Source organism: Rhodococcus aerolatus (assembly GCF_054783215.1).
In genome coordinates this window covers 176,661-189,581 of record NZ_BAAGQZ010000044.1, presented here as the reverse complement: position 1 = coordinate 189,581, position 12,921 = coordinate 176,661, and the positions used below count along the sequence as shown (strand labels likewise).

12 protein-coding genes are annotated in these 12,921 nt (G+C 76.3%); 3 read left to right on the top strand and 9 right to left on the bottom strand.

Going from position 1 to position 12,921, the window contains the following annotated elements:
• Nucleotides 1-138: 138 nt before the first annotated feature.
• The 4 genes from ACYVOF_RS16530 to ACYVOF_RS16515 form a co-directional block, all read right to left on the bottom strand.
• On the bottom strand, nt 139-2,061 hold the full coding sequence (locus ACYVOF_RS16530; RefSeq protein WP_460868356.1) for an SEC-C metal-binding domain-containing protein: 1,923 nt from the start codon (nt 2,059-2,061) through the stop codon (nt 139-141).
• A gap of 105 nt (nt 2,062-2,166) precedes the next feature.
• Complete coding sequence (locus ACYVOF_RS16525) at nt 2,167-3,138, bottom strand: aldo/keto reductase (protein WP_460868354.1); 972 nt, start codon at nt 3,136-3,138, stop codon at nt 2,167-2,169.
• A gap of 56 nt (nt 3,139-3,194) precedes the next feature.
• A complete protein-coding gene (locus ACYVOF_RS16520) occupies nt 3,195-3,887 on the bottom strand; it encodes a DUF4232 domain-containing protein (protein WP_460868352.1) in 693 nt (230 codons plus the stop codon).
• Between the two features lie 97 nt (nt 3,888-3,984).
• On the bottom strand, nt 3,985-5,805 hold the full coding sequence (locus ACYVOF_RS16515; protein ID WP_460868350.1) for a penicillin-binding transpeptidase domain-containing protein: 1,821 nt from the start codon (nt 5,803-5,805) through the stop codon (nt 3,985-3,987).
• 138 nt (nt 5,806-5,943) lie between these two features.
• Between ACYVOF_RS16515 and ACYVOF_RS16510 the strand changes: the two genes are divergently transcribed.
• The gene (locus tag ACYVOF_RS16510; RefSeq protein WP_460868348.1) at nt 5,944-7,272 is read left to right on the top strand and encodes a serine hydrolase domain-containing protein; all 1,329 of its coding nucleotides are present in this window, start codon (nt 5,944-5,946) and stop codon (nt 7,270-7,272) included.
• 173 nt (nt 7,273-7,445) lie between these two features.
• Nucleotides 7,446-7,889: a nitroreductase family deazaflavin-dependent oxidoreductase gene (locus ACYVOF_RS16505; protein ID WP_460868346.1), complete on the top strand. Its 444-nt coding sequence runs from the start codon at nt 7,446-7,448 to the stop codon at nt 7,887-7,889.
• A gap of 84 nt (nt 7,890-7,973) precedes the next feature.
• Here ACYVOF_RS16505 and ACYVOF_RS16500 read toward each other — a convergent pair whose 3' ends face one another.
• Nucleotides 7,974-8,813 (bottom strand): NAD-dependent protein deacetylase, encoded by an 840-nt coding sequence (locus ACYVOF_RS16500; RefSeq protein WP_460868499.1) that lies wholly within the window; start codon nt 8,811-8,813, stop codon nt 7,974-7,976.
• 108 nt (nt 8,814-8,921) lie between these two features.
• Here ACYVOF_RS16500 and ACYVOF_RS16495 point away from each other — a divergent pair, with 108 nt between their 5' ends.
• Nucleotides 8,922-9,467: a flavin reductase family protein gene (locus ACYVOF_RS16495; RefSeq protein ID WP_460868344.1), complete on the top strand. Its 546-nt coding sequence runs from the start codon at nt 8,922-8,924 to the stop codon at nt 9,465-9,467.
• Between the two features lie 7 nt (nt 9,468-9,474).
• Here the strand turns inward: ACYVOF_RS16495 and ACYVOF_RS16490 are convergent, their stop codons facing one another.
• Genes ACYVOF_RS16490 through ACYVOF_RS16475 form a run of 4 tightly spaced genes read right to left on the bottom strand, consistent with a single transcriptional unit; the run spans nt 9,475 to nt 12,861 of the window.
• On the bottom strand, nt 9,475-10,308 hold the full coding sequence (locus ACYVOF_RS16490; protein WP_460868343.1) for a carbon-nitrogen hydrolase family protein: 834 nt from the start codon (nt 10,306-10,308) through the stop codon (nt 9,475-9,477).
• A 26-nt stretch (nt 10,309-10,334) separates the two neighbouring features.
• Nucleotides 10,335-11,201 (bottom strand): carbon-nitrogen hydrolase family protein, encoded by an 867-nt coding sequence (locus ACYVOF_RS16485; protein WP_460868341.1) that lies wholly within the window; start codon nt 11,199-11,201, stop codon nt 10,335-10,337.
• A gap of 55 nt (nt 11,202-11,256) precedes the next feature.
• Nucleotides 11,257-12,336 carry an MSMEG_0568 family radical SAM protein gene (locus tag ACYVOF_RS16480; RefSeq protein WP_460868497.1) on the bottom strand — a complete coding sequence of 360 codons (1,080 nt, stop codon included), beginning with the start codon at nt 12,334-12,336 and terminating at the stop codon, nt 11,257-11,259.
• 6 nt (nt 12,337-12,342) lie between these two features.
• A complete protein-coding gene (locus ACYVOF_RS16475) occupies nt 12,343-12,861 on the bottom strand; it encodes an MSMEG_0572/Sll0783 family nitrogen starvation response protein (protein ID WP_460868339.1) in 519 nt (172 codons plus the stop codon).
• Nucleotides 12,862-12,921 lie beyond the last annotated feature (60 nt).

The following is a 12,921-nucleotide window of genomic DNA, read 5'->3' as shown; positions in this document are numbered from 1 at the left end:
AGCGCGGCGCGGATGGCCTCACCGAGGCTGCCCGGTGCGCGGCCGTGCGTGTCCACCGGGCCCGACCGCCGCGCCGGGTGGTGCGTCGGCGCTCGCAGAGGAAAGCGGGCGTGCGACCGGTCGTCGTCCGGACGGGTGTCACTCAGGGTGATCGGTCCGGGTCGCCAGGGTGAGCGCCCGGGCGACGGCCGCGGCCGACGGCTCCGCGTCGAGCACCGCCAGCAGCTCGTCCCGCCACCCCGGCCGCACCACCTCGACCCCGCCCGGGGCCCGCAGCTCCTCGCCGACCGGCACCGGGCGGGCGCACACCACGTCGCCCACCCGCAGCCCGTCGGCCCGGCCCCGGTCGGCGAGCACGACCTCGGCCCCGTCGCGGAGGTCGCGCAACCGGGCCCCGCCCCGCGGGGGCAGCTCGAGCACCTCGAGCACCGTGCGCCGGGCACTCACCCACGCCGCCGCGGCGCTGCGCTCGTCATCGGGCAGCAGGACCCCGCGCGTCGCCAGGAACGCGGCCAGCCCGCCCCCCTCGGCCAGGGCCACGTCGGTGAGGAAGCGGTCGCCGTCCTCCTCCCACGCCAGGCCGGCGTCGGCCAGCGCCACCTCGTGCACCTCGTCGAGCACCCGCAGCTCCAGGCCCGGTCGTCCCCGCTCCAGGCACCGCAGCGCCTTGGCGTGCAGCCAGTCGGCGCGCTCGGCCAGGGTGGTGCCCTCCCGGCCGAGGTGGCACTGCTTGTACTTGCGGCCCGACCCGCACCAGCACCGCTCGTTGCGGCCCAGCCCGGGCCGGGGCCGCTCCCGGACCTCCTCGAGCAGGAGCAGCTCCTCGTCGTCGCCGGGCACCCCGGCGCGGCGCAGCAGCGACAGCGCCCGCTCCCCGTCGCCGCGGTCCCCGGCGCAGCGGGCCAGGTCCAGCAGCGCGGCCGGGTGCTCGGGGTCCGCCGCCACCGCTGCCTCGAGCGCGGACTCCGCCTCCAGGGTCTCGCCGAGCAGCTCCAGCGCGGCCGCCCGCACCCAGCGCACCCCCGCCAGCGCCCCGCGCGGGGCCACCTGCTCCAGCGACCGGGCCAGCGCCGCCAGGGCGTCGACGTCCTCCTCGTCCCCGGTGTCGACGGCCTCGGCGAGCAGGGCGGCCGCCACGGTCGGGTCCGCGAGACGGGCTGCCGCCCCGGCCAGCTCGGCGCGGCGGGCGGCGACGTCCGCGTCGTCGCCGCGCGGCCGGACGGCCCCGGCGGCGATCTCGTCGTGCAGCTCGAGCAGCACCAGCAGCGCGCCCGCCGCGGCGTCGTCCAGCCCGTGCTCGGCGGCCAGGAAGGCGCGCTGCCGATCCTGGTGCCACGCCTCGACGTCGGTGCCCGGCAGCGCCACCCACTCCCCGGTGACGACGAGACCGGCCGCGCTGAGCAGCTCGCGGACCGGTGCGAGCGGGGTGGTGAACAGCGCCGGGTCGGCCGCGCAGAGCCCGACCACGGCGGTGTCGACGGGCACCGGCCCGCTCCCGGCGGGCAGCAGCCCCGCCGCGGCCGCGCCGAGCTCGCCGGGCCCGGCCACGACCGGCGCCAGCGACCAGCCGTCCGGACCCCGGCGCAGGCCGACGAGGTCACCGACCCCGGCACCGTCGAGGGCGCCGGCCGGGGCCACGAGCGCCTCTGAGGCCTCCGGCAGCCCGGCCTCGGCGAGCTCGTCGTCGTCGAAGCCCGCCAGCAGGTGCTGCACCGGCGTGCCGTCCGTCCACCGCGCCTCCCGGCCCAGGGCGCCCGTCAGGGCCGTCAGGTCGAGGTCGGCAGCCACGACCCCGTGGGTGACCTCGGGCCCGGTCAGCCGGTGGGCGAGCACCCGGCCGTCGAGCAGCGGGTGCAGCGCCGCGAGCCGGCCGTCGGGCAGGTCGACGAGCGCGTCCCCGGCCTCGTGCTCCAGCAGGTCGGCGACGGCCCCGGCGGGGTCGGGCCGCAGGTCGTGCCCGGCGAGCAGCAGCGCCGCCACCAGGTCGACCTCGGTGAGCGGGCCCCGCTCGGCGAGCACGACCAGGGCGGCGTCGAGGAGCTCCTCGGGGCGGGTCGGCACCCGCCCACGGTAGTGAGGACGGCGCCGCCCGGGGAGCCCCGCCCACCGCGAGCCCCGCCCACCGCGAGCCCCGCCCACCGCGAGCCCCGCCCACCGCGTGCCCCGCTAGCGGAAGCCGACGGGCTCGCGCGGGGTGTAGTGCTCCTCGAGGCGGGCGCACTCGTCGTCGGAGAGCTCGAGGTCGACCGCGGCGACGGCGTCGTCGAGGTGGTGGGCCTTGGTCGCCCCGACGATGGGCGCGTCGACCACGGGGTGGCGCAGCACCCACGCCAGCGCGACCTGCGCAGGGGTCACCCCCCGCTCCGCGGCCACGGCCGTCACCACGTCGACGATCTTCTCGTCGCCGTCCTGGTAGAGCGACCCCCCGAACTCGTCGGTCTCACTGCGGGCGGAGGTGGTGTCCCAGGGCCGGGTGAGCCTGCCGCGGGCCAGCGGGCTCCACGGGATCGAGCCGACCCCCTCGTCGGCGCACAGCGGCAGCATCTCCCGCTCCTCCTCGCGGTGCAGCAGGTTGTAGTGGTCCTGCATCGTCGCGAAGCGGGTCCACCCGTTGCTGTCCGCGACGTGCAGGGCCTTCGCCAGCTGCCACGCCCACATCGACGACGCCCCGAGGTAGCGCACCTTGCCCGCCCGCACCACGTCGTGCAGCGCCTCGACCGTCTCCTCGACCGGGGTCGCGTGGTCCCAGCGGTGGATCTGGTAGAGGTCGATGTAGTCGGTGCCGAGGCGCCGCAGGCTCGCGTCGACCTGGGTCATGACCGCGCCGCGGGAGAGCCCCGCCCCGTTCGGCCCCGGGCCCATCCGGTTGAACAGCTTGGTCGCGACGACGACCTCCTCGCGGCGGGCGAAGTCCTTCAGCGCGCGCCCGGTGATCTCCTCGGACGAGCCGTCGGAGTAGACGTTCGCGGTGTCGAAGAAGGTCACGCCCGCCTCGAGGGCCTGCCGGAAGAACGGCCGGCTGGCCTCCTCGTCGAGGCTCCAGGGGTGACCGCCCCGCTTCGGGTCGCCGTAGCTCATGCAGCCCAGCGCGATCCGGGAGACCTGCAGGCCCGTCGTGCCCAGCGTCGTGTACTCCACCGTGTGCTCCAGTCCTCGTGCGGGTGTGGTCGGGGCTCGCGCCCCGGGGGGTGCGGCTACAGCCCGCCGCTGGCCCCCGCGGCGACGGCCTGCACGCGCAGCGGGGTGACCGACGGGTTCGCGCACCCGGTGTCGGGGGAGGGCACGAACAGGGCGTCGGTGTCGTTCGGCGGGTACACGCGGAAGCCGCGCACCGGGGTCGGGGAGCAGTCGGCGGCCGGGTAGTTGCCCGCCTGGGCAACGAGCACCAGCGCGCTCGCGACGCCGCCCGGGTCGAGGACCACCGCCCCGCCGTCGGGCCCGGTGCGGGTGGCGGGCGCACCGACCTGGTCGCCCGCGTCCCCCGCGACGAACGAGACGCCGGGGAACCCGCTCAGGGTGCACGCCGTGGAGCCGGTGTTGGTGAACACCAGCGGGATGCCCTGGGTGCCCGCCCCGGAGCTCGACTGGCCCAGGCTCAGCGACAGGGTCGCGGCCGGGCAGCCGGCCGGCCCGCTCCCGCCGCCCCCGGCCGGGGCGGTCGTGGTCGGGGCGGGCGTGGTGGTCGTGGTGGTGGTCGACGCCGGGGCGGACGAGGCCGTCGTGGTGGTGCTCGAGGACGGCGCGGCCGACGACGTGATGGCCGGCAGCACGCTGCCGGTGGTGGCGGCCGAGCTGCCCGAGCCGCCCCCGCACCCGGCGAGGACGAGCGCGGCGGCCCCGGCCGCCAGGGTGGTCGCGGTCCGTCGTGCGGTGCTGCTGCGCGTCACCGGGTCTCCCTCGGGGTGGTCGGGTCGGTCGGGGCAGGGCGCCCGCGGAAGAACTTAGCGGGGGCAACCACCGCGGGCCACGTCATCGCAGCACCCGTCAGCGCGGGGTGCGCAGGAACCGTCCGGCGGCCTCCACGGCGGGCGTCGAGCTGCCGCCGTCGACGACGAGCACGGCCAGGGCCAGGTCGCCCTGCACGGCGACGAACCAGCCGTGGGACTGCCCGGCCGAGCCGAACTCGGCCGTCCCGGTCTTGCCGATGACCCCGGGCACGTCGGCCAGCTGGCTCGCCGTCCCGCCGGCCACGACCTGCGCCATCATCCCGCGGACCTGGGCGGCGACCCCGTCGGCCAGCGGGGCGGGCGTGCGGTCGGGGGTGCCGGGCTGGTCGGCCAGCAGGGTGGGGCTGCGCAGCGTGCCCGAGGCCAGCGTCGAGGCGACCAGGGCCATGCCGAACGGGCTGGCCACCACCTGGCCCTGCCCGATGCCGGACTCCACCCGCTCGGCCGGGGTCGTCGGGGTGGGCACCGTCCCGGTCACCGTCGTCACCCCCGGCACCACGTAGTCGACGCCCAGCCCCAGCTGCGCGGCCGCGGTGGGCAGCGCGTCGTCGGGCAGCTGGTCGGCCAGCGCGGCGAAGGTGGTGTTGCACGACTTGGCGAACGCGGTGCGCAGCGGCACGGTGCCGAGGTCGAACGAGTCCTCGTTGGGGATGGTGCGGGTCTCGATGGTGGCCGTGCCGGGGCAGGCCAGCGGCGTCTCCGGGGTGACGGTGCCGGCGGTGAGCGCCGCCGTCGCGGTGACCGTCTTGAACGTCGACCCCGGCGGGTAGAGCCCGGTCAGCGCGATCGGCCCCTGGGCGTCCGCGGCCCCGTTCTGCGCGACGGCGAGCAGCTGGCCGGTGGAGGGCTGCAGCGCCACCAGCGCGGCCTGCTGCGGCACCGACGCCAGGGCCGAGAGCGCGGCGTCCTGGGTGGGCAGGTCAAGGGTGGTGCGGATGTTGCCCGCCGCCGACGGGTCCGCCCCCGCGAGCCGTGTCACCACCGCGCCGCCCGGGTCGACGGAGGTGACCTCCCAGCCGTCGGCCTGGGCCTGCTTCGCGCGGACCAGGTCGGGCAGCGCGTCCAGCGCAGGCGAGGTGAGCGTCCGCGGGGTGGTGAGCACCCGCTGCTGGCGCTGCAGCGACACCAGCGGCACCGCGCCCAGCGCGTCCCCGACGACCGTCGCGTCGGCCTGCCTCAGCGTGATCGCGGTGACGGGCTGCCCGGGGGTCGCGTCGAGCTGGGCGCGCAGCGAGGCCGCGGTGATCGTGGGGTCGATCGGGGCGAGCGCGGCCGCCACCTGCTGCAGGTCCGTGTCCAGCGTGGTGGTGCGGGTGGGGTCGAGCACCACGACGGTCACCACCTGCTGGTTCATCAGCACGGTGCCGCTGCGGTCGGTCACGGCCACGGACGGCGCGTCGCGCACCGAGTACTGCAGCGACTGGCCCACCTGCAGCTGGGGGTGGACCAGCGTGGGCGCCCAGCGCAGCTTCCACGTGTCGTCCGGGCCCTGCACCAGGTCCCCGGCCGTCGAGTACACCCAGGTGTGGCCGTTGCCGAAGTCCCAGTTCCACGTCGTCGCCAGGCCCGCGGTGTCGCCGGTGGGACCGGTGACCGAGTCGACGGTGAAGCGCGCGCTGGGCGCGTCGAGGCCGGCGAAGACCTGCTGCAACGTCTGCTGCGCGGCCACGGGGGCGTCGGTGAGTGCCGCCGCCGCGGGCAGGTCGCCCTTGGTCAGGGCGTCCACCCAGGCCTGGGCGGTGGCCCGGGCCGGGACCGCGGGGTCGGGCTGCGACGACGACGAGCAGGCGCTGACGACCAGCAGGATCACGGCCACGAGGGCGAGCCTCGCCGAGGACGTGGTCGCGCGGTCGGTCATCAGGAGGGCCCCCGGGCGGTCGTCGGACGGTCGGCGCCAGCATGCCAGCCGTCGCGCGCGGCACGTGTGAGGCGGGCGGGCCCCGCGGGGTGCCCGGGCTGGTACATCTTCGGGGTGGCTCCCCGTCCCGCGTCCCCGATGACCGCCGCCCTCGACGCCCGGCTGGCCCGGGAGCAGGCCGCGAGCCGGCTGCCGTCCGTCGTGGCCGGGGTGGTCCGCGACGGTGCGCTCGCCTGGCACGGCGGGGCCGGGCTCGTCGGCGGTGCGACGCCCGGGCCGGACACCCAGTACCGGTGCGGCTCGATCACCAAGACCTTCGTCGCCGTGCAGGTGCTGCGGCTGCGCGACGAGGGCCGGGTCGACCTCGCCGACCGGGTCGAGCAGCACCTTCCCGGCACCGGGGTCGGCCACGCCACGCTGGCCCAGCTGCTCAGCCACACCGCAGGACTGCCCGCGGAGACGGCCGGGCCGTGGTGGGAGCGCTCCCCGGGCACGACCTACGCCGAGCTCGCCGCGTCCTCGACCACCCCGCTGTGCCGGCCGGGCCGCCGCTTCCACTACTCCAACGTGGGGTTCGGCCTGCTCGGGGAGCTCGTCGCCCGCCACCGCGGGGTGCCGTGGCACGAGGCGCTGGCCGACGAGGTCCTGGCCCCGCTGGGGATGGGCCGCACCACGACCGGGCCCGTCGCCCCCGCGGCCGACGGGGTCGCGGTCCACCCGCACGCCGACGTGCGCCACCCCGAGCCCGCGCACGACGCCGCGGCCATGGGCCCGGCCGGGCAGCTGTGGTCCACGGTGGCCGACCTCGGCCGGTGGGCCGCGTTCTGGGCCGGGGACACCGGCGGGGTGCTGGCCGCGGACACCCTGGCCGAGATGGTCGAGCCGCAGGCGCTCGACGACCGGCCCGGGCAGCCGTGGGGCGCGGCGCACGGCCTGGGGGTGCAGGTGTGGAACGACGGTGGCCGGCGCAGCCGCGGGCACGGCGGGTCGATGCCCGGTTTCCTGGCCGCGCTCACGGTGGACGACGCCAGCGGCGACGGGGTCGTCGTGCTGGCCAACGCCACCGCCGGGCTCTCGGCCGGGCTGCCCGCGGACCTGCTCGGCGTGCTGCACGCCCACGAGCCGCCGGTGCCCGCGCCGTGGACGCCCGCGGCGGTGCCCGCGTCGACGCTCACCCTGCTGGGCACCTGGTACTGGGGCCCGCGGCCGCTGGTGCTGAGCGCGCTGCCCGGGGGTGGGCTGGACCTGGCGCCCGTGGGCGGTGGCCGGGCCAGCCGGTTCACCCCGGCGGGCGAGGAGGCGTGGACCGGGCGCGACGGCTACTACGCGGGCGAGGCGCTGCGGGTGCACCGCCGGGCGGACGGCACCCTGTCCCACCTCGACCTGGCCAGCTTCGTGCTCACCCGCGAGCCGTACGACCCGGCCGTCGACGTGCCCGGCTACGCCGAGGGCCCGCACTGGTCCTGACCCCGGCCACCCCGCATCCCGCGGGCTCGATGCCGTCCGGCCGTCCCCTGAGCTGCATCGCGCGGGCTCGATGCAGTCCTGCCGTCCCCTGCGCTGCGTCGCGCGGGCTCGATGCGGTCCCGTCACGGGGGGCGGGGGTGGACGGGCCGGGCCGGCCGCGGTGAGATCACCCCATGCCACTGAGCGGTGAGTACGAGCCGAGCCCGACGGACTGGGTGCGCGAGCAGGTCGAGGAGTACGAGGGGTCCGGCGGGACGCGGGGCACCACGCTCCGCGAGACCGGCCTGCCCTGCATCATCCTGACGACCAAGGGCGCCAAGTCCGGCAAGCTGCGCAAGACGCCGCTGATGCGGGTGGAGCACGACGGCGTCTACGCCGCGGTGGCCTCGCTGGGCGGCGCGCCGAAGCACCCCGTCTGGTACTTCAACGTCAAGGCCACCCCGCAGGTCGAGGTGCGCGACGAGACCAGCGTCTGGGACATGGTCGCCCGGGAGATCACCGGCGAGGAGAAGGCCGTGTGGTGGGAGCGCTGCGTGGCGGCGTTCCCGGCCTACGCCGAGTACCAGGAGAAGACCGACCGCGAGATCCCCGTCTTCCTCTGCGAGCCCATCACCTGACCGTCCCGGCCGTTGGAGTGCCAGTGGTCGTCATTGCCCGAGAATGACGACCAATGGCACTCCAGTGGCGGGGTGGTGCGGCGGTCAGAGGGTGGCGGCGAGGACCTCGAGGGTCTCCGAGCAGCCCGCGTCCAGGGTGAGGGTGGCCTGCGGGTCGCCCCGGGTGGCGCCGCGGTTGACGATCACCACGTCCTTGCCCGTCGCTGCCGCGTGCCGGACGAACCGCAGCCCGCTCATCACGGTCAGCGACGAGCCCGCCACCAGCAGCGCGTCCGCGGCGTCGACCAGGTCGTAGCAGCGCTGCGCGCGCTCCCGGGGCACGGTCTCGCCGAAGTAGACGATGTCGGGCTTGAGCATCCCGCCGCACACCGCGCAGTCGGCCACCCGGAACCCGGCCGTGGTTGCCAGCACCGCGTCGGCGTCGGGGGCGATCTCGGCGTCGGAGACCGCGTGCACGTCGGCGAAGGCCGGGTTCAGCGCCTCCAGCCGCTCGGCCAGCGCGGCCCGCGTCACCCGGTGCCCGCAGTCCAGGCACACCACCTCGGCGTAGCTGCCGTGCAGGTCGACCACGGTGCGGCTGCCGGCGACGTGGTGCAGCCGGTCCACGTTCTGGGTGATGACGCCCTGGACGATGCCGCGGCGCTCCAGCGCGGCCAGGGCCCGGTGCCCGGCGTTGGGCGCGGTGGCGTGCACGTGCCGCCACCCGACGTGGTTGCGCGCCCAGTAGTGGCGGCGGAAGTCCGGGTCGGAGACGAACTGCTGGTAGGTCATCGGCACCCGCACCGGCGAGTCGGGCCCCCGGTAGTCGGGGATGCCGGAGTCGGTGGAGATCCCCGCCCCGGTGAGCACCGTGACGCGGCTGCCGGTGAGCAGCTCGATCACCTCGCCGAGCGTGCCGGGCCGTGGCCGCGGGCCGGTGGGCAGCACCGGGGCGGGAGCACGCACGAGCGGACGGGTCACGCCTGCCAGCCTACGAGCGACGGCGGGCCCCGGCCCGGTCACGAGCGGCGGCCCGGGCGCTAGCGTGGCGGGGTGAGCACCGACGGCGGGACCCCGGGCCAGGAGCCGGTGGTGGACCAGGCGCGGTTCCGCACCGTGCTGTCGCACTTCGCCAGCGGGGTCGTCGTCGTCACCAGCACGGAGGCCGACGGCACCCCGGTGGGCATGACCTGCCAGTCGTTCACCTCGCTCTCGCTCGACCCGCCGCTGGTCATGGTCAGCCCGGCGAAGACGTCGTCGACGTGGCCGCGCATCGCCGCGACGGGCCGCTTCGCGGTCAACGTCCTCGGCGCGCACCAGCAGGACACGAGCCGGGCCTTCGCCCGCCGCGGCACCGACAAGTTCTTGGGCCAGGAGTGGAGCGCCGGCGCCACCGGGTCGCCGCTGCTGGCCGGGTCGATCGCCCACGTGGAGTGCCTGCTCGAGGTGGTGCACGACGCGGGCGACCACGTCATCGCCGTCGGCCGGGTCCTCGCGCTCGACGCGCCCAGCCTCGACCGCCCCGTCACCGACGCGGCCGCGGACGGCGAGGTGCAGCCGCTGGTGTACTTCCGCAGCGGCTACTGGTCCCGCGACTGACCGGCCTCTAGCGGTAGGTCTCCGGGCGGCGCTCGGCGAGGTGGTCGTGCACCCGGTGGGCGGCGGCGATCTCGGCGGTCACGTCGACCCGCGCGCACGCCAGGCCGGCCTTGGACCAGGTGCGGGCGAGCACGTCCCCGCCCGGGCCGACCACCTTGGCCTGCCCCAGGAACCGCAGCCCGGCCTGCGAGCCGGTGAGGTTGGCCGAGGCGAGGACGAGCTGGTTCTCCGCCGCCCGGGCCTGGTCGTAGAGGTCGAACAGCCGGGACTGGCGGTCCTGCGCCATCCGCGGGGCCCGGTTGGTGATCGAGGTGGGCCAGGCGGACAGGCAGGCGAGCACCTGCGCGCCGTCCACGGCCAGGGCCCGGGCCGACTCCGGGAACGTCTTGTCGTAGTCGATGAGCATCCCCAGCCGGCCGACCGGGGTGTCGAAGGCGGCGAAGCCGTCCCCGGCGGAGTACGCGTGGCGCTCGCCCGGGGGCTGGTGGACCTTGCGGTGCCGGCCCAGCACCCCGTCCCCGGTGACGCACAGCGCCGTGTTGTAGCGCCGCCCGCCGTCGAGCTCGCAGAACCCGAAGCACACCACCATCTCACGCGCCAGCTCCGCGACCGCGCGGACCCGGGGGTCGTCCGGCTCCAGGGCGGGCGGCAGGTCGGCCCCACCCGGTCCGTCGTCCCTCGTGAGCCGGTCGAGGTAGCCGCCGAGCGCGGCGTCGGGCAGCACCAGCAGCCCGACCCCGTCGCGCCGCGCGTGCTCGATAAGGGCCCCGACGCGGCCGAGGCAGAAGTCGAGGTCGCGGCCGAACGACGCTGCGGCGGCGGCGATGCCGACGGTGGCCACGCGGTGAGCCTACGGCGGACCCGCCGTCAGCTGACGCGGCGCAGCCCGGACCCGGACGCCTCCTCGAGCGTCCCCAGCGGCGGGTAGGTCTCGGGCCGGCGGTCACGCAGGTGGCCCATGAAGCGCCGTGCGTCGTCCAGGCTGCGCCGCACGTCCACCTCGGCCACCGCGAGGCCCTCCCCGGCCCCGGTCGTGGCCAACACGTTGCCGCCGGGCCCGACGACCTGCGCGTGGGCGACGAAGCGCAGCGAGCCGAACGTGCCGGACTGGTTCGCCGAGGCCCACACGACCTGGTTCTCCAGCGCCCGGGCCTGGTCGAACAGCTGGAAGCGGTGCGTCCAGCGGTCGTCCTCCAGGCGGGGGGCCGCGTTGGTGGCGCTCGTCGGCCAGGCGGACATGCACGCCACGACCTCCGCGCCCTGCAGGGCCAGCGACCGCGCCGCCTCGGGGAACGCCTTGTCGTAGCAGATCATCATGCCCATCCGGCCCACGGGCGTGTCGAACGCGGTGAAGCCGTCGCCGGCGCCGTAGCTGGCGTCCTCGCGCAGCGGCTGGTGCACCTTGCGGTGGTTGGCCAGCACCTGCCCGCCGTGCACGCACACCGCGCTGTTGTAGACGGTGTCACCGGCGGCCTCGGTGTAGCCGGCGGTGACCACCAGGTCCCCGGCGATCCGCGCCAGCCGGGCGATCTCGGGGCCGTCGGGCGCGAGCGCCGGCGGGCTGGCCTCCGCCCCGTCGAGGTTGAGCAGGTAGCCGCCCAGCGCGGCCTCGGGCAGCACGAGCAGGTCGGCTCCCTGCTCGCGGGCGTCGGCGACGATCGCGGTGATGCGGGCGAACCCGGCCTCGAGGTCGCGGTCGAACGGGGCCGCCGCAGCGGCGATGGTCAGGGTCACAGGGGCCTCCGTGTGTGGTTGCTGCATCCAGGGCGCGAGGGTCCGTCCACGGTGCTCAGGCCCCCACCCGGTTGAGGCCGCTGCAGGCGCCGCACGCCGCGCAGCCGGCCTGCTGGTCCTCGCCGCGCATCCCGGCCGCCACGAGCAGCGCGCCGATCCGCTCGGTCACGTCGGCCACGTGGTCCGCCGGCGGGGGGCCGACCCCGTCGGCCGTGGCCAGGCTGCCGGCGATGGGGCGGTACGGGACGACGAACGGGTACACCCCGCGGTCGATGACCCCGGCTGCGGCCGCGACGGTCTCGTCGGCGTCCTCGCCCAGGCCGAGGATGAGGTAGGTGGACACGCGGTTGGGGCCGAACACCCGCACCGCCTCGTCCCAGGCCGCCTCGTACTCGGCCATGGGGACGGAGCCCTTGCCGGGCATCCACGCCCGGCGCACGGCGTCGTCGAGCGACTCGACGTGGATGCCGATGGCCGCCGCGCCCGCCTCGTGCAGCTCGGTGATGACGGCGAGGTCCGCGGGCGGCTCGCACTGCACCTGCACCGGCAGGCCGGGCACGGCCTCGAGCACCGCCTTCACGCTGCGCACCAGGGTGCGCGCGCCCCGGTCCGGGCCGGCCGTGGTGCCGGTGGTCAGGACCATCTGGCGCACCCCGTCGAGGCGGACCGCGGCCGCGGCCACCTCGGCCAGCTGGGCGGGGGTCTTCGCGGCGACGGTGGACCCCGCGGCGAGCGACTCCTCGATGGTGCAGAAGCGGCAGCGCTGGTCCACGGCGTAGCGGGTGCACGTCTGCACCACGGTGGTGGCCAGCACGTCGCGGCCGTGCAGCCGGGCGATCTTCTCGTAGGGCACGCCGTCGGCGGTGGTGAGGTCGTAGAACCGGGGGCGGGCGACGGCGCTGGCGTCCACCCCCATGTCCGTGGTCCCGCCGGCGTCGGTGTGGAACAGCCTGCCGTCGCGGATCTCCCAGGGGGAGTCGGGGTTCACGCGCAGCGCGGCGCTGCGCCCGCCCAGCACGACGTGGCCGTCGTCGCTGGGGCCCGCCCCGCCGCGGCGGTGCACGGGGGCGCTGACGCGCACCCCCACCGAGGCGAGGTCGACGAAGGTGCGGCCGTCCGAGACCTGCGGGGCCACCACGGCTCAGACCATGTACGTGCTGTTGATGATGGCGCCCTTGCGTGCGTAGTGGATCAGGGCGTCCTGGACGTCGAGCGGGTGCGCGGGGATGACGCCCTCGATGAGGTCCTCCTCGCGCAGGCCGTGCAGGCTCAGGCCGAACCGGCAGCAGAACACGGTGCCGCCCTCGCTGATGAAGGTGGCGATCTGGCCGTTGATGTTCTGCTCGCCGGGGAACGCGGAGTCGCCCGTGGTCGGGAACCCGCGGGTGGCCATGCAGTTCATCGCGCCGGGGCCGTAGAAGTACAGGGCCGACTCGTAGCCCTTCCGCAGCGCGCGGGTCGCCTGCAGGATCGCCACGAAGCTGACCGACGACTCGTGGGCGATGCCGTGGACGAGGGTGAAGTAGGACTCGCCCGCCTCGGCCTGGTAGTCGGGGAAGATCTTGGTGCTGCCGTAGATGTTGCTGCCGGCCGGCAGCGACGGGTGGGGGATCTCGGCCAGGCTGGCGGCGATGTTGTCGGCGATCTGGTCGTCGGCCACGGGGTCTTCTCCTCTGGTTGGTGGTGCTGGTCGGGTCGGGTGGTCGGGGGGTTTGGCAGC

Coding starts and splice junctions, on each gene's coding strand:
- ACYVOF_RS16505 (WP_460868346.1), top strand. CDS start 7,446: ATGCCACTGAGCGGTGAGTACGAGCCGAGCCCGACGGACTGGGTGCGC.
- ACYVOF_RS16515 (WP_460868350.1), bottom strand. CDS start 5,805: ATGACCGACCGCGCGACCACGTCCTCGGCGAGGCTCGCCCTCGTGGCC.
- ACYVOF_RS16510 (WP_460868348.1), top strand. CDS start 5,944: ATGACCGCCGCCCTCGACGCCCGGCTGGCCCGGGAGCAGGCCGCGAGC.